Consider the following 20831-nt stretch of genomic DNA (forward strand, 5'->3'; position numbering starts at 1 on the left):
CCATGGTGGTCTCTCGCGCGCCCATGGTTGTGTTTGCTGCGCCTCGGCGCATGCTTCTGCGCTGAAGTGCCAAGCCCCATTGCACTGCAAAAATCAACGCCGGTAAGCAGCCCCCGGGTGGCTGGCCGGCAGCAGCTTGCCCCCTGCGGGGAACAGCTTTTCGCGCAAGGTCCCTTGCGCATAGCGCGTCTTGAACATGCCCCGGTTTTGCAACTCGGGGATCAGCAGGTCGACGATGGCATCCAGGCTCTCGGGCATGACGGTGCGCACGAGGTTGAAGCCATCGATATCGCTCTCGGCGACCCAGTGGGCCATCTGGTCGGCGACATCGGCCGGCGAGCCGATGAAGACCGGCGCCCGCGCACCGACCGGGCTGAAATCGAGCAGATCGCGCACCTTGGGCGGCTGTGGCGTGTTGCGGGTCAGGTGCTCCACGGTGGACTGGATGGCATTGGTCTTTGCGAAGGGCAGCACATCGTCCAGGGCGAGCCGGGACAGGTCCATGCCGGTCCAGCCCGAGACCAGCGCCAGCTGGCCGGCACTGTCCAGGTAGCGGCGGTACTCGTCGCGCAGGTCCTGGGCCTCGGCGTTGGTGGGCGCAACGATCACGGTGGCGCCCAGCAGGGCGAGCAGATCGTAGGGATCGCGGTCGGCGTCGCGTGCCGAATCGCGCAAGGCCTTCACCGACTTGGCTGCTGCTGCGGGTGTGGGGCCGTTGATAAAGCAGGCCTCGGCATGGCGGCCGGCAAACTGCTGGCCGCGCGCGGAGCTGCCGGCCTGGTACAGCAGGGGGGTGCGCTGGGGTGAGGGTTCGGCCAGTGCCCGGCCATGCACGCGGTAGTAGGGGCCGTCATGCGCCACCGCATGCACGCGCTCCGGGTGGGTGAACACGCCGCTGTCCTTGTCGCGCACGGCAGCACCGGCCTCCCAGCTGCCTTCCCAGAGCTGGTAGATCGCGGCCATGAAGTCTTCGGCCACCTCGTAGCGCTCGTCATGGTCGCGCAGGCTGTCGCGCCCCAGGCCGCGCGCGCCGCTCTCCAGGTAGCCGGTGACGATGTTCCAGCCCAGGCGGCCATGGGTCAGGTGGTCCAGGGTGCTGAAGCGCCGCGCAAAGGAGAAGGGGTGGTCGTTGCTCAGGCTCGATGTCACGCCAAAACCGATGTGCTCGGTCACCAGCGCCATCGCCGAGATGAGCATCGTCGGGTCCAGCTGCGGGGACTGGGCGCCGGCCGCCAGGGCCGCATCGGCATTGCCTGCGTAGACGTCGTAGATGCCGAACACATCGGCAATGAAGATGCCGTCGAGCAGGCCCCGCTCTGCGGTGCGGGCCATATCCGCCCAGTAGCGCAACTGGTGGTATTGCGCCTGGTTGTCGCGCGGGTGCTTCCACAGGCCCGCCCAGTTGTGGGAGGGCGCAGCCATCTGGAAGCTGTTGAGGCGCAGTTCACGCCGGGGCTGTCTGCTCATGCGATGGGATCCGTCACGGTGCTTCCGGTGCTCAGGCCTGTGCGGCGGTTTCGCTGGCTGCCGGGCTGGCCAGGGGCGCGGTCTGCACTTGCAGGATGTCGTTGAAGCGGTTGAAGGCGCCGCACAGCGCGGTGCGCCAGGTCAGCTCGACAATCTGCGCTTCGCTGAAGTGCTGGTGCAGGCGCACAAAGATCTCGTCGCGCGTCTGGCTCCAGTTCCGGGTCACCGCGATCGCGTACTCGACCACCAGGCGGTCCACCTCGTTCAGCTCGGGGTGGCTGGCGTAGTCCAGCAGCGTTCGCACGCCGTCCGCCGACAGGCCTTCGACCTGCAGCTTGGGGCCGTGGTGGTCGATGCAGTACTCGCATTCGTTGAGCAGCGAGACGGTGACGATGGCCAGCTCGGTGTAGCGCTTGGGCAGCACCGCCTCCTGGCCCAGCTGCAGCAACAGCGCCCAGGTCTGCGAGAAGATCGGCAGGCGCTGCGCCATGACGCCGGCCTGGTCGGCAAAATCGCCAGCGGCCAGCATGCGGTCCCACAGCGGTTGCTCTGCAGCGGGCAGGTCGTCGCGGGATTTGCGGGTGATTCGGGTCATGGTGAGGTTCCTTGAGAGCGGGGGCCCAGCCGGTATTCCGGCAGCAAGCCGTTGGGTTTGAAGATCAGCATCGCCAGCAGCAGCACGCCGACCAGCGACAGGCGGATGGCGGCCAGCTGCGCGCCATCGAGCCAGGGGATGACGCCGGCCAGCATGCGGCTGCCCTCGAGCAGCAGGATCACCGTGAAGCCGGCAACGAGCACGCCGGCATGGCTGCCGCGCCCGCCCAGGATCACCGCCATGAAGGCATAGGCGGTCAGGATGGTGGTGAACTGGGTCGGGTCGATATAGGTGTAGTAGAACGCGTGCAGGCTGCCGGCAATGCCCAGGATGGCGCCGCCCAGCGCAAAGCTGCGCGCCCGCACCCAGAGCACGTTCTTGCCCAGTGCCTCGGCCACGCCCGCGTCCTCGCGCGTGGCACGCAGCAGGCGGCCGAAGGGCGAGCGCGCCAGGCGCTGCAGCACCACAAACACCAGCGCCAGCCAGACCAGGCAGAAGCCCAGAAAGAACAGGTCCCGCCAGGCCGTGGGCACCAGGTCGGCAAACGGCCGCACGATGTTGGGGATGCCCAGGGTGCCCCGGGTCAGCCACTCCTCGTAGCTGATGAAGAGCCGCAGCGATTCGGCAAAGCCCAGGGTGACGATGGCCAGGTAGTCCTCGCTCAGCCGCACCGAGATCAGGCTGACCAGCGCACTGGCCGCTGCCGTCAGCAGCAGCGCCAGCAGCATGGCGGTGAGAGGCGGCACACCCTGCATCTCCAGCAGGCTGCAGGCATAGGCGCCCAGCATGTAAAAGCCGAACAGGCCAAAATTGACCAGGCCGCCCAGGCCCCATTGCAGGTTCAGCGCCAGGCCCGACAAGGTGGCAATGACCACCAGCACCAGGGTTGCAATCAGATAGCTTGTCATTTGCGCACCCACTTGGCGCCAAACAGGCCGTGCGGCCGCAGCAGCAGTAACAAGGCCATGACCACAAAGGCCACCACCGTGCGGTAGTGGGGCGCCAGGAACAGGGTCGCCAGCTCTTCGGTCACCCCCAGCAGCAGCGCGCCGGCTACTGCCGCCATCGGGCTGCCGATGCCGCCCAGGATCGCGGCGGTGAAGACCGGCAGCAGGTAGTTCCAACCCATCTGCGGGTCCACATTCGAATCCAGGCCGATCAGCACACCCGACAAGGTCGCCATCGCGGCGGCCAGCGCCCAGACGGCGGCCGTCACCTTTTTGCGCGAGATCCCGCGCACATCCGCCAGATCGGGGTTGTCGGCCACGGCCTGCATTGCCCGGCCCAGGCGCGAGAAGCGGAACACCAGCCACACCAGCGCCAGCGCTGCCAGCACGCAGGCCAGGGTGATGAGCTGCTCCTGGTTGACGCGCAGACCGAGCAGACGTGCGGGCCGGGCGATCTCGACACCAAAGCCGCGCGGCGCATTGCCGGCGACCAGGCGCACCAGGTTCTCCAGCACCAGGCCCAGGCCGATCGAGGCCACCAGCAAGGTGACGCCCGAGCGCCCACGCAGCGGCGCAAACACCAGCCTGTCGAGCAGCAGCGCCAGCGCAATGCTGAGGGCCATGCCGGCAGCCACTGCCAGCGGCAAGGGCCAGTTCAGCGGGCCGTTGAAGGCATAGACCAGGTAGGCGCCGGTGGTCACCATCGCGCCAATGGCGTAGTTGGCAAAGCGCAGCACGCTGAAAATCAAGGCCAGCGACAGCGCCGGCAACGCAATGAGCAGGCCCGAGACCAGGCCGTTGAAGATGAGCTGCGCCAGCATCAGTGCGCCCCCAGATAAAGACTTTGAAGTTGGCCGTTGGCCAGCAGCTCCTGGCTGGGCGCGCGCGCCCTGACCTGTCCGGCCACCAGCACCAGGCCCTGGTCCGCAGCGGCCAGACCCAGGCGGGTGTTCTGCTCGATCATGAACAGGGTGACGCCGGTTTGCGCCACGCGCTGCACCACCTCAAACAGGCGCGATGCATTCAAAGGCGACAGACCTGCCGAGGGCTCGTCGAGCGCCAGCAGCCGGGGCGAGGGCATCAGCGACGCGCCCATCGCCACCATCTGCCGCTGGCCGCCGCTGAGCAAGCCGGCCGCCACGTTCAGCTTGGGAACGATCTCGGGAAACAGCGCCAGCACCGCATCGAGCCGCTGGCGCAAGGCCTTGGCGCCACCGCTGGCGATGAACTCATGGCCGAGCTTGAGGTTGTCCAGCACCGAGAGGTTGCGGAACACATTGGCCTCCTGCGGCACATAGCCCAGCCCCAGGCGCGCGCGGCCCGGTGCGTCGATGGCGGTGATGTCGCGGCCGTCCCAGAGCACGCGGCCCGACTGCGGGCGGATCAGCCCGGTGACCACGCGCATCAAGGTGGATTTGCCCGAGCCGTTGGGGCCGACCACCACCTGGCTGGAGCCGGGTGCGACATCCAGGCTCACGCCATGCAGCACGGCGCGCGCGCCGTAGCCGGCCACGATATTGTCCAGACGCAGTTCGGCGCTCATGCCACACCTCCGAGGTAGGCTTCGACCACCTGCGCATGGGCAGAGACCTGCGCAAAGCTGCCCTGGGTCAGCACCTTGCCCTGCGCCAGCACATACACCGGGTCGCAGAGGGCGGCAATCATGTCCATGTTGTGTTCCACGATGGCAAAGCTCATGCCCTCGGCCTGCAGGCTGCGGATAAAGTCCGCAATCTCGCCGACCAGCACCGGGTTGACACCGGCTGCCGGCTCATCGAGCAGCACCAGCCGGGGCTTGAGCATCAGCGCGCGGCAGAGCTCCAGCAGTTTCTTCTGGCCGCCCGAGAGGCTGTCGGCCCGCTCATGCGCCAGGCGCCACAGGCCCACGCGCTCGAGCAGGGCCTGCGCCTGCGCCATGGCCTGGGCTTCATGCTGGCGCGCGGCAGCGGTGTTCAGCAGCGCATGCCAGAGCTTTTCTCCGGGCTGCCGGGGGGCGGCGAGCAGCAGGTTTTCCAGCACGGTGAGCGCGCCCATCTCGCGCGATATCTGAAAGGTACGTGTGAGGCCGGCCTGGGCGCGGCGGTGCACGGACCAGTGCGTGATGTCCTGCCCGTCGAACAGCACCCGGCCGCCCTGGTGCGCCTGCTGGCCGCCCAGCACATTGAATAACGTGGACTTGCCCGCGCCATTGGGCCCCACCATGCCGGTGATGCCACCGCGCGCAATGCGCAGGTGGGCACCGTCGAGGGCGGTGAATTCGCCGAAACCTACATGAACATCCTGAACCGTGAGCAGATCGTCTGTCTGCAGGCTCATTTGGTGGTGCCCACCAGCTTGCTCACGCCATTGAGCACGCGGTAGTGGCCATAGTCCAGGTCCACCTGGTCGCCATTGGGCGCAAAGCGGAAGTCCGCCGTCGCGCCGGAGTAGCGGAAAGGCTTGCCTGCGCGGATCAGTTGCAGGCCCTGCACAGGGTCGTGCACATCGGGGCCCTTGGTGTTGACCACGTTGGCGATTTCCTTGCTGAAGTCGGCTGCCTTGGCACTCTTGGCCTTTTCGATGGCCAGCGCCAGCACATTGATCTCGTCGAACACATTGGCGCCAAACGCGACGATCGTGCCTTCGGGCTGCTGGGTCTGCTTCAGGTAGAGCTGGTAGCTGGCGTTGTTGCCCACCGGCGTGGCCTGCACATGGTTCACGCCCTCTGCGGCGGCCTTGCCCACGTTCTGCACAAACTTGCCGCCGCTGTCGGCCGCATGGCTGAAGGTGTAGAGCTTGCTTTCGTAGCCGCTGCGGTAAATCTCGCGCACGATGGCGCTGAACTCGGGGATATAGCTGGGCAGGAAGACCGCATCGGGCTTCTTGCTGAAGATCTTTTCCACCTCGGCCCGGTACGAGGGCTGGTTGGGGTTGAAGTAGAGGGTGTCGAGCACCTTGCCGCCCTGCTGCGCAAAGCGGTCGGCAAAGGGCTTGACGGTGCTGAGCGTGAAGGGCGTCTGCAGCACCAGGATGGAGGCCGTCCTGGCGCCATCCTTGTAGGCCACATTGGCAAAGGCCTGGCCCCAGTTCTTGCCATTGGTCTGGAAGCGCCAGACCAGGCCCTTGTTGTCACCTTCGGTCAGCTCATCGGCCGAACCCACGGGCAGCAAGGCCACGCTTTTCTCCAGCGCCACCGGGCGCACGGCCAGCGCCACGGCACTGCTCCACACGCCGGTGATCGCCACCACGCCATCCACATCGATCAGCTTGCGCGCGGCGGACACCCCGGCGGTCGGTGTGGTCTCGTCATCGGCCACCACGATCTCCAAGGGCCGGCCCAGCACACCGCCATGGGCATTGATATGGGCAGCGGCGGCCTTGGCGGCCGTTTCCTCTTCCTTGCCATAGGCGCCGCCCGATCCGGTCAGCGGCGCCAGCAGGCCGATACGGATGGGAGCACCGCTGGGGGCGCTGGCTGCGCCTGCAGCACTGGCACCGGCCACCACACACATCGAGGCCATCGCCACGCCCAAGACTCGCCACTGGCCCAATTTGCTCACGCCCATATCCGCTTTCAAAAACCCGCCAGTCGCAGCAGGGCTGCGCGGCGCAAAAGGGGGGATTGTGCAAAGGCAGCGTTGCGGGAGGAACTAATTTTTCTGACTTAGCAAACGCGTTTTTTGCATAAGGGCGGGGATGAGCATGGGCATGCGCTGCCTACATGCCGCTCGTACCCAACAATGCCCGCCGGTACTGCACCGCCTCGGCCACATGGGCCGGGCTGATGGTCTCCGACTGCGCCAGGTCGGCAATCGAGCGGGCCACGCGCAGGCTGCGGTGGATGCCGCGTGCAGACCAGGCCAGCTGGGCGGCGGCGGTTTGCAGCAGTTGCAGCGCGGCGGGCTCGGCCTGGCAGTGGGCATCGAGCGCCTGGCCTTGCAGCTGCTGGTTGTGCATGCCCTGGCGCTGCAGTGAGCGGGCGCGGGCGGCGGTCACCCGCTCGCGGATGGCGGCGGTCGATTCGCCGGCCGGGGCGGTGAGCAGTTCATCGGCCGGCAGGGGGCTGACTTCCAGGTGCAGGTCGATGCGGTCGAGCAGGGGGCCGCTGATGCGGGCCTGGTAGCGGCTGACCTGGTCGGGCGAGCAGCGGCAGGCGCGCTGGCGCGAGCCCCGAAAACCGCAGGGGCAGGGGTTCATCGCGGCGATCAGCTGAAAGCGGGCGGGGAAGGTGGCCTGCTGCGCGGCGCGGGCAATGCTGATCTGGCCGGTCTCCAGCGGCTCGCGCAGCGCTTCCAGCGCGCTGCGCGGAAATTCTGGCAATTCGTCCAAAAACAGCACGCCGCAATAGGCCAGCGATATCGCACCGGGCCGGGGCGGGCTGCCGCCGCCCACCAGGGCCACGGCGCTGGCGGTGTGGTGGGGCGCCATGGTGGTGCGCTGGCCCCAGCTGCGGGCATCAAAGGCGCCGACCAGGCTGTGCACGGCGGCGTTCTCCAGGGCCTCGGCCACGCTCAGCGCAGGCAGCAGGCCGGCAAAGCGCTGGGCCAGCATCGATTTGCCGGCGCCCGGTGCGCCCAGCATCAGCAGGTTGTGGCCGCCGCAGGCGGCGATCTCCAGCACCCGCTTGCTGGCGGTCTGGCCTTTGACGTCGGCCATATCGGCGCCGGGCGCCTCGGGCGGCCGGCTCTGGGCGGGCATGCGCTGCCACTGGCTGGGGGCTGCATCGGGCTCGGCGCTGGCGGCCTGCGGCGCAAAGTGCTGCACCACGTCCATCAGGTGGCTGGCGCGGTAGACCTCGGCATCGGGCACCAGCGCCGCATCTTCTGCACTGCCCGGGGGCAGCACCTGGCGCACATGCTGGCCGCGCTGGTGCAGATCCATGCTCGCGGCCAGCGCGCCGCGCACGGGCCGCAGTGCGCCGGACAGCGACAGCTCGCCGGCAAACTCGTAGTGCTGGAGCCGGTCTGCATCGATGGCGCCGCTGGCCGCCAGAATGCCGACCGCGATGGCCAGGTCGTAGCGGCCCGATTCCTTGGGCAGGTCGGCCGGGGCCAGGTTGACGGTGATGCGCTTGTTGTGCGGGAACTCCAGTCCGCTGTTCTGCAGCGCCGAGCGCACGCGCTCGCGAGCCTCTTTCACTTCCAGATCGGCCAGGCCGACCAGGGTGAAGCTGGGCAGGCCATTGGCCAGATGGACTTCGACGCTGACGGGGTGGCCGGTGAGCCCGACCAGGGCCCGGCTGTGCACCACGGCGAGACTCATGGGCTGGCTTCCTTGTGGTTGTGCACCGTTTTGGTGCATTGCGAAGCACCTCTTGGAGGCACGGCTGCAGCCAGCATCGCAAAAGTCGGTTTTCGGGACAAGGGGCGCCAGCCCGCAGCGGCAGCGCCGCTGGCACCCAGCCTGCGCCGTTTGCCCCGCACAGCCCGGTGGCGGCTGAGAACGTAAGCATTTGCAAAAAAACATAGCGGGCGGCGCTTGTCTGGTGCGCACAACGCGCGGGGTGGTGCCAGGTTTGGCACGCTCTGTGCATTGTGCTTGCCACCAACGGATGGGTCGAATTCATCAACAAGGAGTGTGGCAATGGCGATGAGCAACAGAGGCTGGATGGTGGTGGCGGGTGCAGCGTTCCTGGCGCTGCCGGTGGTGGCGAGCGCGCAGCTGACCGCCAACGTGAGCGTGACCACGAACTACAAGTTCCGCGGTCAGGACCAGAAGTCCTCTAGTGCCAAGTGGGTCAAGCCCGCACTCCAGGGAGGGGTCGACTACGCCTTTGGCGACAGCGGCTTTTATGTGGGTAACTGGAACTCCACCGTCGACTGGCTCGACAACAACAAGGTGGAGATGGATTTCTACGGTGGCTACAAGTTCAAGGCCGCCGATGTGGATTGGGACCTGGGTCTGCTGACCTATGTCTATCCCGGCAACACGCTGGGCAACACCACCGAACTGTACGGCTCGGGCACCTACGGCCCGGTGACCGTGAAGTACTCGCACACCGTATCGAAGGATTACTTTGGCTGGGCCGGCACCAAGTACGACAGCACGTACAAGGGCCGCAACACCGGCTACCTGAATGTGGCGTTTGCGCAGGAAGTGGCGCCCAAAACCACGTTGAAGCTGGCCGTGGGCTACACCCGCTTTTCCAGCGACATCAAGGACCTGGGCGTGCCCAACTACCTGGACTACAGCGTGGGCGGTGCCTATGACCTGGGTGACGGTTTCTCGCTGAGTGCCGCCTGGGTGGGTGCCAACAAGACAGGCGCCTTCGGCTTTGTGAACAAGGGTCGTGCGATCGTGTCGCTGACCAAGGCTTTTTGATGCAGCGCCGCTGCAATAAGTGACGACAGGAGAACCTATGAACATGAAACTGGTAGTGGCGGTGATCAAGCCCTTCAAGCTCGATGAAGTGCGTGAGGCGCTGTCCGATATTGGGGTGCAAGGCATCACGGTGAGCGAGGTCAAGGGCTTTGGACGTCAGAAGGGCCATACCGAGCTGTACCGAGGCGCCGAGTACGTGGTGGATTTCCTGCCCAAGGTGAAGCTGGAGATCGCGGTGGCCGAGGACCTGGTGGACCGGGTGATCGAGGCCATCGAGAACGCCGCGCGCACCGGCAAGATCGGCGACGGCAAGATCTTTGTCTCCCCGCTGGAGCAGGTGGTGCGTATCCGTACCGGCGAAACCGGCCCGAACGCAATCTAAAAAAAAGGCGCTCCGCGCTGGCAAGGCGCGCGCTACAAGCCAATTTATCTTGAAGGTGTGAACAACATGAGACGACTACTTTCCTTGGCAGGGCTGGCGGCGGTGGCAGTGGCCACTGCGGGCAACGCGGCTGCGGCTGATGCGGCAGCTCCCGTTCTGAGCGCGGGCGATACCGCCTGGATCATGACCTCGACCATGCTGGTGATCCTGATGGTCATCCCGGGTCTGGCGCTGTTCTACGGCGGTCTGGTGCGCAGCAAGAACATGCTGTCGGTGCTGGCCCAGGTGTTCACGATCTTTTCGCTGATCACCGTGCTGTGGACCATCTACGGCTACTCGCTGACCTTCTCCGGCGAAGGCAACTTCTTTGGCGACTTCGGCAAGGTGTTCCTGATGGGCATCACCCCGGATACGCTCTCTGGTGCGATGGCCACTGTGCCTGAGTATGTGTTCGTCTCGTTCCAGGCCACGTTCGCCGCCATCACCGTGGCGCTGATCGTCGGTGCCTTTGCCGAGCGCATCAAGTTTGCTGCCGTGATGATCTTTGCGGTGCTGTGGTTCACGTTGAGCTACCTGCCGATTGCCCACATGGTCTGGGGCGGTGGTCTGCTGGGCAAGGATGGCGCACTGGACTTTGCCGGCGGCACCGTCGTGCACATCAACGCCGGTGTGGCCGGTCTGGTGGGCTCCTATGTGCTGGGCAAGCGCCTGGGCTTTGGCCGCGAAGCGCTGGCGCCCCACAACCTGACTCTGACCATGGTGGGCGCATCGCTGCTGTGGGTGGGCTGGTTCGGCTTCAACGCCGGCTCGGCAGGTGCTGCCAACGGTATTGCCGGTCTGGCCTTCATCAATACCATCGTGGCCACCGGCGCAGCTTGCGTGAGCTGGTTGGTCTGCGAAACCCTGCACAAGGGCAAGCCTTCGATGCTGGGTGCCGCTTCGGGTGCCGTCGGTGGCCTGGTGGTCATCACCCCGGCAGCCGGTTTTGTCGGCCCCATGGGTGCCATCGTGATGGGTCTGCTCGCCGGTGCGCTGTGCCTGTGGGGTGTGTCCGGCCTCAAGCGCCTGCTCAAGGTCGATGACACCTGCGACGTCTTCGGTGTGCACGGCGTGGGCGGTATCCTGGGTGCCATCCTGACCGGTGTGTTCTGCGCCTCCAGCCTGGGTGGCGTCGAGCCGGAAGGCTACAACATGGCCCACCAGATCTGGGTGCAGACCAAGGGCGTGCTGATCACCATCGTGTGGTCTGCGGTGGCAGCGTGGATCTCGTACAAGGTGGCAGGTCTGCTGACCGGTGGCCTGCGGGTGACGGAAGAAGCCGAACGCGAAGGCCTGGACATCACCTCCCACGGCGAAGCGGCCTACGGACGTTGATTCTTGCGGATACTCCTTGGGGGGCCGGACGGGTGTACAACCCGGCCGGCCTTTTTTTGTGCGCCGTGCTGGCGCTCAGAACCTGTCTACGATCTGCTCCTGAAACACGGCTTAGACCGATGCCGGGGCGCGCTCTGGCCACAGCGCCAGGCCACCGGCGACGCTGAAGGCCTGGTGGTGGCCCAGCCGGCGCAATGCATGGGCCGCCTGGGCACTGCGGTTGCCGCTGCGGCAGTAAAACACCACGGGGGTATCGGCCGGCAAGGCCAGCCACTGCGGCAGTGCATTGAGCAGGCCGGACAGCGGCACGGCCTGGCTGCTGGCGCCCTCGTCCATGCCCGGCGCCTGGCCCAGTTGCTGCTCATAGGGCTCGCGCACATCCACCAGCAGCGCGGCGCTGCCGGCCTGCTGCAGTGCCTGGGCACGGGCCACCGGCAGCTCCACACACACGGCAGGCGTGGCGGCCTCCACGCGGGCGCCGCAGGCCATGGTTTGGTAGGCGGTGGGGGCCAGGTCCTGCTCCAGTGCAGCCTTGGCAGCGGCAAAGGCGGCGGCATCCAGCTGGCCCTGCAGCACGCCGGCCAGCAGCGGCTGGGCAGCAGCCTCGACGGCCAGGGTGCAGGCAAAGCGGTGGTCGTAGTCATGGCCGGGCAGCAGCAGGGTCTGCGGGCCCACGGTCTCCGCCAGCAGGCGCAGGCTGTCCGCATAGGCGAGCGGCGCGCTCTGCGCAAAATCGCTGCGGCCCAGCGCGCCAGGCAGCACGGTATCGCCGACCAGCGCCAGCTGCAGCTGCGTGCCTTCATGCAGCAGATAGGCGGTGGAGTCGGCCGTGTGGCCGGGCAGCGCCAGCCGGCTCAGGCGGTAGGCGCCCAGGTCGATCTGCGTGGCGCCTTGGGGCCAGCCCAGCGCATCTACCGCGCCAGCGGCCTGCAGCGCAGCGGGCACGGCCGCGCGCAGCTCGGCCGCCGATGAGGCATGGTCGCCATGGCTGTGGGTGTCCAGCACGGCGGCCAGCGTGAAGCCCCGGCAGCGCAGCCATTGCGCCAGACGCCCAACCAGCTCGGGCAGCGGATCGACCACCACGCAGCGCTGGCTGGTGGCATCGGCCAGCAGGTAGCAGCAGGCGCCATCGACGACAAAGCGCGTCAGCAGCGGGGCAGTGCCGTGGGCGGTGTCTTCAGGCGCTTCCACCAGGCAGTTGGCGCGCAGTGCGGCGCCGCAGGCGCGGATGCGCTGGCAGGCCTCGGCGATCATCTCGGCCGAATCGGCAGCGCCAAAGGACATGCGCACCGCAGCGGCCGTCTGCCAGGCGGGCAGGCCCATGGCTTCGAGCACATAGCTGGGCTGAGCCTTGCTGGCGCTGCAGGCGGAGCCACCGCTGACCCGCAGGCCGGCGGCATCAAACAGATCGAGCAGCAGTTTGGCGCTGAGGCCCGGCACGGAGAAGTTCAACGTGGTGGGCAGGCACAGCGCGGGCGGGGCGTTGAACACCAGACCGGCAAAGGCATCGCGCAGCGCCGCTTCCAGCTGGCTGCGGTGGGCGGCCATCGTGGCGGCGTTGGCAAAGCTGCTGCCGTCCTGCAGCGCGCGCAGCACCGCGCCGAGCGCGGCAATGCCAGCCATGTTTTCGGTACCGGCGCGCAGCGCGCCTTCCTGGCCACCGCCGGCCAGCAGCGGCGTAAAGGGCGCGCCCTCGCGCACATAGAGCATGCCTACGCCCTTGAGCGCATAGAGCTTGTGGCCGGAAAACGGTGCGTAGTCGATGCCGCGCTCCACCGGTTGGAGCGCCAGCTTGCCCAGCGCCTGCACGCCGTCGACCAGCCACAGCGCCGGGCTGCCGCGCAGCGCATCGGCAATGCCATCGAGGTCGCTGACCACGCCGGTTTCGTTGTTCGCGGCCATCGTGCACACCAGGCCGGCCGAGGGGGCCTGCGTGCGCAGCCAGGCCAGGTCATGGCGGCCATCGATGCCCACGGGGATGGCGGTGACCGGCAGGTGCAGGCCGAGCACGGCATTCCAGTGCTTGAGGGCCTCGGGCACGGCCTTGTGTTCGGTCGCGCCGTAGAGCAGCTGCATGGGGCTGCTGTCGCCCGACTCGCGGCGCTGGCGCAGCGCGCTCAGCGCGGACAGCACGGCCGTCTGGATGCCCTCGGTCGCGCCGCTGGTGAACAGCAGCTGGCCGCTGGGCACCTCCAGCACCTGGCGTGCGGCAGCGCGCGCCTCGTCGAGCAGCGCACGGGCCTTGAGGCCGCTGCCATGGATGCTGCTGGGGTTGCCATAGACATCGGCCATGACCGCCAGGGCAGCGGCGCGGGCCTGGGGAAGGACGGGGGTGGTGGCGTTGGCGTCGAGGTAGATTTCCATGCCCACATTGTCGAGGCCGGGCCAGGGAATACAGCCGCAAAATTCGCCAGGTATTGGATAATATTAGATTCTTATTCTAAAAATCTCTTAAAAAATGAAACTGGATTCCATTGACCGCAAACTGCTGGAGTTGCTGCAGGCCGATGCGGAGACCCAGGTCGCCGAACTGGCAGCCCAGGTCGGGCTGTCGGCCACTCCCTGCTGGCGCCGTATCCAGCGGCTCAAGGAGGCCGGGGTCATCAAGCGCCAGGTGGCACTGGTGGACCGCGACAAGGTCAATGTGGGCGTGACCGTGTTTGTCGCGGTGCGCACCAGCACGCACAGCCAGGAATGGTTTGAGCGCTTTCGCGCTGCGGTGGCCGCTATTGCCGAGGTGGTGGAGTTCTACCGCATGAGCGGTGAGGTGGACTACCTGCTGCGCGTGGTGGTGCCCGATATCGCCGCCTACGACAAGGTCTACAAGCGCCTGATTGCCGATACCCAGTTGCTGGATGTGTCGTCCAGCTTTGCGATGGAGGAGCTGAAGTTCACCACCGCGTTGCCGCTGTCCTATATTCCATAAGCCAGTTTCTCGGCAAGCCAGGTGGCACAGATAATGCTTAGGGTTTTCCATGCAATTCATTTTTAAAGGAACGCCATGATCTGGCATACCGTGGTCAGCCAGCCCTTTGCGTTGGGGGAGTCTCCTTTCTGGCAAGCCAGCGGTGGTGTTCTCTATGGCGTTGATGTGGCTGGCAAGCAGCTGTGGCGCACGATGCCCGGATCGGGCTATATGGACCGCTGGGACATGCCTGCCGAGCCCGGCTGCATGGCACCGGCCCGCAGCGGCGGCGCGCTGGACGGCTGGATCGTCGTGCTGCGCGACCGCATCTGCCGCGCCACCCACTGGGGCGGTACCTTGCACGACATCGCGCGCCTGCCGATCGACCCCGCCACCGAGCGCGGCAACGATGGCCGCTGTGATGCCCAGGGCCGCTTCTGGGTGGGCACCATCCACGAGCCGGCCAGCGGCCCGCGCGAGCCGGTAGCAGCGCTCTACTGCATCGATGGCCTGACAGGCACCACGACGGTGCGCAAGGTGCTCGATGGCGTCTCCAACGCCAATGGCCTGGCCTGGTCGCCCGACCGCCGCACGATGTACTGGGCCGATACCCCCAGCCACACGGTCAAGAAATTTGCCTGCGACGTGAGCGGCTATCCGCAAGGCGAGGGCGAGGTCTTCATCCGTTTTGACAGCAAGCCCGAGGGCTGGACACCGGGCGAGCCCGGCTACGGCGGCCGGCCCGATGGCGCCGCTGTCGACGTCGAAGGCAACTACTGGTGCGCGATGTATGAGGGCGGACGCGTGCTGCAGATATCCCCGCAGGGCCGCATCCTCGCCAACCACTACACCCCGGCGCTGTGCCCCACGATGCCCTGCTTTGGCGGCAGCGATGGCCGCACCCTGTACGTCACCTCCGCCCGCCACGGCCGCAGCCGCGACGAGCTGGCCCAGCTGCCGCTGTCAGGCTGCGTGTTCGCGATGCGCGTCGGCGTAGCCGGCCTGCCGACCCAGCCCTGGCGGGAAATCGGGCATGGGTTCTGAGAACCTGCGCAAAGTCCCCCATCTAACTTGAGCGCCGTACGCCGGGCGCAACTGTCGCTACCATGGCGCCATGGACCAAGCTGTGGCTGCCTCTCTTCCCCCCACCGTGCTCGACTGGCAGGAGCGCGTTCGATCCGCCCATGCCCACAAGACGCCGCTGCGCATCCGGGGCGGTGGCAGCAAGGATTTTTATGGTGCACGCCTGGGCGGCGAGGTGTTCGATACCCGCAGCTACAGCGGCATCATCAGCTACGAGCCCAGTGAGCTGGTCGTGACCGTGCGGTCCGGCACGCCGCTGGCGGCGCTGGAGCAGGCCTTGGCCGAATGCGGCCAGTGCCTGGCTTTTGACCCGCCGCATTTTGGCCCCGGCGCCACGGTCGGCGGCATGGTGGCGGCGGGCCTGTCCGGCCCCTCGCGGGCAGCAGTCGGCGCCGTGCGTGACTACATCCTGGGCCTGGAGCTGATCAATGGGCAGGGCGAGCTGCTGCGCTTTGGCGGCCAGGTGATGAAGAACGTCGCGGGCTATGACGTGTCGCGGCTGATGGCCGGTGCCTGGGGCACCCTGGGCCTGCTGACCGACATCAGCCTCAAGGTGCTGCCGATGCAGCGCGCGCAGGCCACGCTGTACTACGAATGCACAGCGCAGCAGGCGCTGGACAAACTCTCGGCCTGGCGCGCCAAGCCGCTGCCCATCAATGCCAGCCTGTGGCAGCAATCCGGCGAGGGCGAGCAAGGCCATCTGCTGGTGCGGCTGCGCGGTGCGGTCGCGGCGGTGCAGTCGGCCCTGGATGGCATGGGTGGCACGATGCTGGACCACGGCCAGGCCGATGCCGCCTGGCTGGCCTGCCGCGAGCAGCAACTGCCCTGGTTCAGCGACATGGACCCGAGCCATGCGCTGTGGCGCCTGTCGCTGCCGGCCACCACGCCGGTGCTGCCCTGCACCGAAGCAGGCCTGCAGCCGCTGATGGAATGGGGCGGCGCACTGCGCTGGGTGCAGGCCCCCATGCAGCATGCCCAGGCCTTGCAGGCGCTGGCCGCCAGTGTGGGCGGCAGCGCCGTGTGTTTCCGGCCCGGCCCCCAGGTGGGCCTGGCCGCATCCGATGATTTTGGTTTCACGCCCGCCTCGCCCGCGCTGCGCCAGGTGCAGCAGCGGCTCAAGCAGGCGTTCGACCCCCATGGCATCTTCAATCCCGGCCGCCTGGGCGACTGGGCGTTGAGCTAAGCTGAGCTCAGCTAATCGAGGCACCCCTGCACCATGCAAACCCAATTAGCCCCCGAATTCAAAGACACCCCCGAAGGCCAGGAGGCCGAGGCCATTCTGCGCAAGTGCGTGCATTGCGGCTTTTGCACCGCCACCTGCCCCACCTACCAGCTGCTGGGCGATGAGCTCGACGGCCCGCGCGGCCGCATCTACCTGATCAAGCAGGTGCTCGAAGGGCAGGAGCCCACCCGCAAGACCCAGACCCACCTGGACCGCTGCCTGACCTGCCGCAACTGCGAATCGACCTGCCCCAGCGGCGTGCAGTACGGCAAGCTGCTCGACATTGGCCGCCACATCGTCGACCAGAAGGTGGAGCGCCCGGCGGCCGAGCGCCTGCAGCGCTGGGCGCTGCGCAAGGGCATGGTGTCCAAGGCCTTTGGACCGGCGCTGGTGCTTGGGCGGCTGGCCCGCCCGGTGCTGCCGGCGGCGCTCAAGGCCAAGCTGGCGCGCGTACCGCGTGCCGGCAAGTGGCCCACACGCAGCCATGCGCGCAAGGTGCTGATGCTGGCCGGCTGTGTGCAGCCGGTGATGCTGCCCAATATCAATGCGGCCGCTGCGCGGGTGCTCGATGCCGTGGGCATCCAGACCTTGGTGACGCCAGCCGCCGCCTGCTGCGGTGCGGTGCAGCAGCACCTGAGCGACCCGCAGGGCGCGCTGGCGCAGGCGAGAGCCAATATCGATGCCTGGTGGCCCCATGTAGAGAGCCAACAGGTCGAGGCCATTGTGACCACGGCCTCGGGCTGTGGCGTGATGGTGAAGGACTACGGCCATCTGCTGCGCCATGACCCGGCCTATGCGGCGCGGGCCGCTGCGATTGCTGCGCTGGCGCGTGATTTGTGCGAGCTGCTGCCCGATATGCTGCCCGAGCTGGAGCAGCGCCTGCAGGGCCAGCTGAACCTGCCCGAGGCCCCATTGGCCTACCACCCGCCCTGCACCTTGCAGCATGGCCAGAAGCTGCGCGGCGGGGTGGAGACCAGCCTGCGCCGCCTGGGTTTTGACATCCGCGTCTCGCGGGTGGAATCGCACCTGTGCTGCGGCTCGGCCGGCACCTATTCGCTGCTGCAGCCCGAGATTGCGCACCAGCTGCGCGACCGCAAGATCGGCACCCTGAACCAGGCCTGCAGCGATGCACCGCCCGCCGCGATCCTGTCGGCCAATATCGGCTGCATCTCGCATCTGCAGTCGGGCACCGATGTGCCGGTGCGCCACTGGATCGAGGTGATCGACGACGCGCTGGCGCCCGCCAAGGCGCCGCGCTGAAGCGCCTTAGACGGCCAGCGCCAGGCCGTCCTTGCGGTGGTCGGATGCGCCGCAGAGCTGGCCATCGGCCAGGCGCCAGATGCACTGCGCGCCACCAAAGTCGCTGCGCCCGCCCAGCTCGCCTTCGCCACTCGGCTCGCGGTAGCCCTGGGCCCGCAGCGCAGCGGTGATCGCAGGCGGCATGCCTGCCTCCACCGCCAGCACGCGGCCGCCTTCCAGGCGCCAGCGCGGCTGGTTCAACGCGGGCTGCGGCGCCTCGCCGCCGGCCAGCATGCGGCACAGCAGCTGCACCTGGCCTTGGGGTTGCATCGCGCCGCCCACCACGCCAAACACGCCGAGGAATTGGCCATCGCGCGTGGCAGCGCCAGGCACCACCGTGTGGTAGGGGCGTTTGCCCGGCGCCGGTCCGTTGATATGGCCGGGCTGCGAAAAACCATGGCCCCGGTTCTGCAGCACAAAGCCGCCCTCGGCCACACCAATGCCCGAGCCAAAGCGCTTGAACACGCTGCTCATCAGGCTGATGGCCAGGCCGTCGCCATCCACCACGGTGGTGCAGACGGTATTGCCGGCCGGGTCGGCCACGGTCTGCTGGGCATGGGCCATCGCTGCCTCCATTGCCTGCACCAGCGCGACCTGGGTGGCCGCGCTGGCCATATCGATGGCCTGGTCCTGCATGGCGGCCAGAGCATGGAGCACGGCCACGCCATGGGTGTTGGGCGGGCATTCGTAGATGGTGGCGCCGCGAAACGAGGTGCTCACCGGCGTGCAGAAGTTGCCCTGGTGGGCGCTGAAATCTGCCGCGGCCAACACGCCGCCGGCTGCCTGCACCGCAGCGGCGCAGGCAGCGGGAATGGCGCCGGCATAGAAGGCCTGCGGCCCCTGCGCAGCCACCGCCTGCAGCAAGCGGGCGAGGGCCGGGTTGTCAAAGCGCTCGCCTGCGCGGGGCGGCGCATCGGCGCGGTACAGCGCGGCGCTGGCTGCATCGCGGGCTATCACCGGTTGGAACAGCGCCCATTCACGTGCAGCGACCGGGGCCACCGCAAAGCCCTGGCTGGCGGCCTGCACGGCCGCATCGAACAGCTGCGCCCACGGGCGTTGGCCAAAGCGCTGGTGCAGGTCCCACCAGCCTTGCACCACGCCGGGCGTGGTGACCGACAGCGGGTGGCGCTCCGGGATGCGGCGTTGGGGCAGGGCCTCGACCAGATCGGCTGTCAAAGCCTGCGGCGCACGCCCGGTGCCGTTGTAGGCCAGTGGGGCCTGGCCCGGTGGCACCAGCATCGCCAGCAGGTCGCCGCCCACACCGGTAGCCATCGGCTCGACGACGCCCAGCACCGCATCGGCAGCAATCGCGGCATCGACGGCCGAGCCGCCTTGCTGCAGCTGGGCCTGCGCGGCCGCCGCAGCCAGCGGGTGGCCGGTGGCCACCATCGCGCCCCGGCCCAGTACGCCTGCTGCGCCTGGCGCGTCCTGGCGGTGCAGCTGCGCCATCTCAAGCGCCCCAGAGAGCGACAGCGGTGAACACGGCTGCCATCAGACCCAGCACCACCGGAATCAGCAGCGCGCGGGCCAGCTCCAGCACATTCACCCGCGCAAAGCCTGCCACCGCGATCAGCGAGGACCACGCAATCAGGGTGCCACCGCCGGTCCATACCGCGCCCATCTGGCCCAGGGCAGCCAGCGCCGACACATCCATGCCGGAGGCCGGGCCCAGCGCGCCGGACAAGGTGCCGGTCAGCGGCAGGCCGGCAAAGCCCGAACCGTCAATGCCGGTGATCATGCCCATCAGCAGCACACCAAAGGACACCAGCAGCTGGCTGTCGGGAATCAGGTGCTGGCTGGCCTTGACCAGCTCGAACAGCAGATCGGGCACCGGCTGGCCGGCGGCAATGCCCAGGATGGGACCGGCGGTCTCATGCGAGCCGATGAAGAAGAAGCCGGCAATGGGCAGCACCGCGCCCATGGCCTTGAACGCGAAGACAAAGCCATCGGTGATGTGGTCCGCCGCGCCGTCGAGCATCTTGCGAAAGCCGCGCGCCGCCGTGGTGGCCCAGATCATCAGCAGCGCAGCCACGCCGCCGATCAGCATGGCCGCGTCGCCGCCCTTGAGCTCGGGCACGCTGGTGGTGAACTTGGGCGCCACCATCACCAGAATCACCACCAGAAAGGCCAATGGCGTGACCACGGCAAACAGCCTGGAGGCCGAGGCCAGCGGTTGGGTCTTGCGCAGCTCCGCTTCCAGCTCGGAGTTGGTGCCCAGGTCGTTTTCGTGGGCCGTGCCCTTGGCAATCTCGGCCTTGTCAAAGGCGCCAGCGCCTTCGATCTGCGCGCTGATGCCGGCGGGGTTGAGTTCCCAGCGCTCCAGCAGTGCGTTGTCACTGGGCACGATGAGCTTGCGCACCTTGAAGTACGACAGGAACAGCGCAATCATGCCGACCACCCAGGACAGCAGCAGTGCCTTGTCGGCCACCGCCACAGCGCTGATGCCGCCGGCGGCCTTGGCGCTGATGCCTGGTGCCACGCCAATCACATAGTCCGACGACAGCGCCATGCCCTGACCGGCAATCGCAATGGCCATCGCCCCTGCGATGGGCGGCAGGCCCGCTGCAATCGCTGCCGGCAGCAGCACGGCCGCCACCAGTGGCACTGCGGGCGTGGGCCAGAAGAACAGCGAGATCAGGTAGGTGACCAGCGCCAGGATGAAATAGGCCATATGGCCGTTTTTCATCACCGCGCGAAAGGGCTTGACCATGCGGATGTCCGAGCCCAGGTCCTTGAGCGCATTGAGCAAGGCCGTCATCAGCGCAATGATCAGAAAGATGTTGAACAACTCCTTGGCGGCCACCATGCTGGCACTGAATATGCTTCCAATGCCGGTGATGAAGCTGCCGCTCCAGGCGAGGGCCACGACGACGGTGGCCAGTATCGATGGCACCACCACATTGGCACGGAAGGCCATGGTCAAGATGATGACCAGCACCCCGGCGAGGTAGGCCCAGTGCGCAGGGCCTATAGAGACTGACGGATCCATCGTGGCTACTCCTTGGTATGTTGATACAGCCAATTTGTATACTAAATACAATGAATCAAAAAATCATCAGGGAATACCAGAAATATTGCGTCGCAGCATGCGATAAACCCGGATTAAATAGCCAATAAGTTAGTTTTCGTATACAAAAAAGAAAATCCTCTGAAGGAATTCGAGGTGATGGCTTTGGAGGGACAAGGTTCACAGCGCTGGGGGAATGCTGTTTTTGCCTGTATTTGCAAGCCGTATCAAAGGCTTGGATAGCGCATGG

The 20831-nt window shown here is 67.1% G+C and carries 18 protein-coding genes; 7 read left to right on the top strand and 11 right to left on the bottom strand.

Going from position 1 to position 20831, the window contains the following annotated elements; translation table 11 throughout:
• Nucleotides 1-93: 93 nt before the first annotated feature.
• From ACCQ08_RS07520 to ACCQ08_RS07555, 8 genes are all read right to left on the bottom strand, one after another.
• Nucleotides 94-1467 (bottom strand): LLM class flavin-dependent oxidoreductase, encoded by a 1374-nt coding sequence (locus ACCQ08_RS07520; RefSeq protein ID WP_373449366.1) that lies wholly within the window; start codon nucleotides 1465-1467, stop codon nucleotides 94-96.
• A 31-nt stretch (nucleotides 1468-1498) separates the two neighbouring features.
• Nucleotides 1499-2062, bottom strand: coding sequence for a carboxymuconolactone decarboxylase family protein (locus ACCQ08_RS07525; RefSeq protein ID WP_373449367.1), 564 nt, complete (start codon nucleotides 2060-2062; stop codon nucleotides 1499-1501).
• Entirely contained in the window at nucleotides 2059-2970 is a 912-nt protein-coding gene (locus tag ACCQ08_RS07530) for a branched-chain amino acid ABC transporter permease (RefSeq protein ID WP_239810193.1), read from the bottom strand. Before ACCQ08_RS07530 ends, ACCQ08_RS07525 begins: the two co-directional genes overlap by 4 nt.
• The gene (locus ACCQ08_RS07535; protein ID WP_373449368.1) at nucleotides 2967-3830 is read right to left on the bottom strand and encodes a branched-chain amino acid ABC transporter permease; all 864 of its coding nucleotides are present in this window, start codon (nucleotides 3828-3830) and stop codon (nucleotides 2967-2969) included. Before ACCQ08_RS07535 ends, ACCQ08_RS07530 begins: the two co-directional genes overlap by 4 nt.
• Nucleotides 3830-4552, bottom strand: coding sequence for an ABC transporter ATP-binding protein (locus tag ACCQ08_RS07540; protein ID WP_373449369.1), 723 nt, complete (start codon nucleotides 4550-4552; stop codon nucleotides 3830-3832). The genes ACCQ08_RS07535 and ACCQ08_RS07540 overlap by 1 nt, the downstream gene beginning before the upstream one ends.
• On the bottom strand, nucleotides 4549-5325 hold the full coding sequence (locus ACCQ08_RS07545) for an ABC transporter ATP-binding protein (RefSeq protein WP_312462272.1): 777 nt from the start codon (nucleotides 5323-5325) through the stop codon (nucleotides 4549-4551). The genes ACCQ08_RS07540 and ACCQ08_RS07545 overlap by 4 nt, the downstream gene beginning before the upstream one ends.
• Nucleotides 5322-6548: an ABC transporter substrate-binding protein gene (locus ACCQ08_RS07550; RefSeq protein WP_373449370.1), complete on the bottom strand. Its 1227-nt coding sequence runs from the start codon at nucleotides 6546-6548 to the stop codon at nucleotides 5322-5324. Before ACCQ08_RS07550 ends, ACCQ08_RS07545 begins: the two co-directional genes overlap by 4 nt.
• 157 nt (nucleotides 6549-6705) lie before the next feature.
• Nucleotides 6706-8250, bottom strand: a complete 1545-nt coding sequence (locus tag ACCQ08_RS07555; protein WP_373449371.1) for a YifB family Mg chelatase-like AAA ATPase — start codon at nucleotides 8248-8250, stop codon at nucleotides 6706-6708.
• A gap of 327 nt (nucleotides 8251-8577) precedes the next feature.
• On the opposite strand from ACCQ08_RS07555, the gene ACCQ08_RS07560 reads away from it, so the two are divergent.
• The 3 genes from ACCQ08_RS07560 to ACCQ08_RS07570 all read left to right on the top strand — a co-directional run bounded on the left by ACCQ08_RS07560 (nucleotide 8578) and on the right by ACCQ08_RS07570 (nucleotide 11065).
• The gene (locus ACCQ08_RS07560) at nucleotides 8578-9309 is read left to right on the top strand and encodes a TorF family putative porin (protein WP_239812814.1); all 732 of its coding nucleotides are present in this window, start codon (nucleotides 8578-8580) and stop codon (nucleotides 9307-9309) included.
• A gap of 43 nt (nucleotides 9310-9352) precedes the next feature.
• On the top strand, nucleotides 9353-9691 hold the full coding sequence (gene glnK / locus ACCQ08_RS07565) for a P-II family nitrogen regulator (protein ID WP_027010591.1): 339 nt from the start codon (nucleotides 9353-9355) through the stop codon (nucleotides 9689-9691).
• A gap of 66 nt (nucleotides 9692-9757) precedes the next feature.
• The gene (locus ACCQ08_RS07570; RefSeq protein ID WP_312462266.1) at nucleotides 9758-11065 is read left to right on the top strand and encodes an ammonium transporter; all 1308 of its coding nucleotides are present in this window, start codon (nucleotides 9758-9760) and stop codon (nucleotides 11063-11065) included.
• 111 nt (nucleotides 11066-11176) lie between these two features.
• Here the strand turns inward: ACCQ08_RS07570 and ACCQ08_RS07575 are convergent, their stop codons facing one another.
• The gene (locus tag ACCQ08_RS07575; RefSeq protein WP_373449372.1) at nucleotides 11177-13429 is read right to left on the bottom strand and encodes an aminotransferase class V-fold PLP-dependent enzyme; all 2253 of its coding nucleotides are present in this window, start codon (nucleotides 13427-13429) and stop codon (nucleotides 11177-11179) included.
• A gap of 100 nt (nucleotides 13430-13529) precedes the next feature.
• Here ACCQ08_RS07575 and ACCQ08_RS07580 point away from each other — a divergent pair, with 100 nt between their 5' ends.
• From ACCQ08_RS07580 to glcF, 4 genes are all read left to right on the top strand, one after another.
• Nucleotides 13530-13991 carry an Lrp/AsnC family transcriptional regulator gene (locus ACCQ08_RS07580; RefSeq protein WP_166656524.1) on the top strand — a complete coding sequence of 154 codons (462 nt, stop codon included), beginning with the start codon at nucleotides 13530-13532 and terminating at the stop codon, nucleotides 13989-13991.
• A gap of 75 nt (nucleotides 13992-14066) precedes the next feature.
• Nucleotides 14067-15014: an SMP-30/gluconolactonase/LRE family protein gene (locus ACCQ08_RS07585; protein WP_369460668.1), complete on the top strand. Its 948-nt coding sequence runs from the start codon at nucleotides 14067-14069 to the stop codon at nucleotides 15012-15014.
• Nucleotides 15015-15096: 82 nt separating this feature from the next.
• Complete coding sequence (glcE, locus tag ACCQ08_RS07590; protein ID WP_373449373.1) at nucleotides 15097-16236, top strand: glycolate oxidase subunit GlcE; 1140 nt, start codon at nucleotides 15097-15099, stop codon at nucleotides 16234-16236.
• A gap of 33 nt (nucleotides 16237-16269) precedes the next feature.
• Nucleotides 16270-17535 (top strand): glycolate oxidase subunit GlcF, encoded by a 1266-nt coding sequence (gene glcF / locus ACCQ08_RS07595; RefSeq protein ID WP_373449374.1) that lies wholly within the window; start codon nucleotides 16270-16272, stop codon nucleotides 17533-17535.
• 6 nt (nucleotides 17536-17541) lie between these two features.
• Here the strand turns inward: glcF and ACCQ08_RS07600 are convergent, their stop codons facing one another.
• Together ACCQ08_RS07600 and ACCQ08_RS07605 are read right to left on the bottom strand one after the other, a co-directional pair.
• Entirely contained in the window at nucleotides 17542-19023 is a 1482-nt protein-coding gene (locus ACCQ08_RS07600) for a gamma-glutamyltransferase family protein (protein ID WP_369460670.1), read from the bottom strand.
• Between the two features lies 1 nt (nucleotide 19024).
• Nucleotides 19025-20563, bottom strand: a complete 1539-nt coding sequence (locus ACCQ08_RS07605) for a hypothetical protein (RefSeq protein ID WP_369460671.1) — start codon at nucleotides 20561-20563, stop codon at nucleotides 19025-19027.
• Nucleotides 20564-20831: the final 268 nt, after the last annotated feature.

Origin of the sequence: Comamonas sp. SY3, assembly GCF_041730275.1 — a bacterium.
Classification (GTDB): domain Bacteria; phylum Pseudomonadota; class Gammaproteobacteria; order Burkholderiales; family Burkholderiaceae_C; genus Comamonas; species Comamonas sediminis.

Excerpts from the sequence above, each read along its gene's own strand:
- ACCQ08_RS07570 (WP_312462266.1), top strand. The coding sequence starts at position 9,758 with ATGAGACGACTACTTTCCTTGGCAGGGCTGGCGGCGGTGGCAGTGGCC.
- ACCQ08_RS07555 (WP_373449371.1), bottom strand. The coding sequence starts at position 8,250 with ATGAGTCTCGCCGTGGTGCACAGCCGGGCCCTGGTCGGGCTCACCGGC.
- ACCQ08_RS07600 (WP_369460670.1), bottom strand. The coding sequence starts at position 19,023 with ATGGCGCAGCTGCACCGCCAGGACGCGCCAGGCGCAGCAGGCGTACTG.
- ACCQ08_RS07525 (WP_373449367.1), bottom strand. The coding sequence starts at position 2,062 with ATGACCCGAATCACCCGCAAATCCCGCGACGACCTGCCCGCTGCAGAG.
- ACCQ08_RS07560 (WP_239812814.1), top strand. The coding sequence starts at position 8,578 with ATGAGCAACAGAGGCTGGATGGTGGTGGCGGGTGCAGCGTTCCTGGCG.
- ACCQ08_RS07585 (WP_369460668.1), top strand. The coding sequence starts at position 14,067 with ATGATCTGGCATACCGTGGTCAGCCAGCCCTTTGCGTTGGGGGAGTCT.
- ACCQ08_RS07520 (WP_373449366.1), bottom strand. The coding sequence starts at position 1,467 with ATGAGCAGACAGCCCCGGCGTGAACTGCGCCTCAACAGCTTCCAGATG.
- glcF (WP_373449374.1), top strand. The coding sequence starts at position 16,270 with ATGCAAACCCAATTAGCCCCCGAATTCAAAGACACCCCCGAAGGCCAG.
- ACCQ08_RS07605 (WP_369460671.1), bottom strand. The coding sequence starts at position 20,563 with ATGGATCCGTCAGTCTCTATAGGCCCTGCGCACTGGGCCTACCTCGCC.
- ACCQ08_RS07540 (WP_373449369.1), bottom strand. The coding sequence starts at position 4,552 with ATGAGCGCCGAACTGCGTCTGGACAATATCGTGGCCGGCTACGGCGCG.
- glnK (WP_027010591.1), top strand. The coding sequence starts at position 9,353 with ATGAAACTGGTAGTGGCGGTGATCAAGCCCTTCAAGCTCGATGAAGTG.
- ACCQ08_RS07545 (WP_312462272.1), bottom strand. The coding sequence starts at position 5,325 with ATGAGCCTGCAGACAGACGATCTGCTCACGGTTCAGGATGTTCATGTA.
- ACCQ08_RS07575 (WP_373449372.1), bottom strand. The coding sequence starts at position 13,429 with ATGGAAATCTACCTCGACGCCAACGCCACCACCCCCGTCCTTCCCCAG.
- ACCQ08_RS07530 (WP_239810193.1), bottom strand. The coding sequence starts at position 2,970 with ATGACAAGCTATCTGATTGCAACCCTGGTGCTGGTGGTCATTGCCACC.
- ACCQ08_RS07535 (WP_373449368.1), bottom strand. The coding sequence starts at position 3,830 with ATGCTGGCGCAGCTCATCTTCAACGGCCTGGTCTCGGGCCTGCTCATT.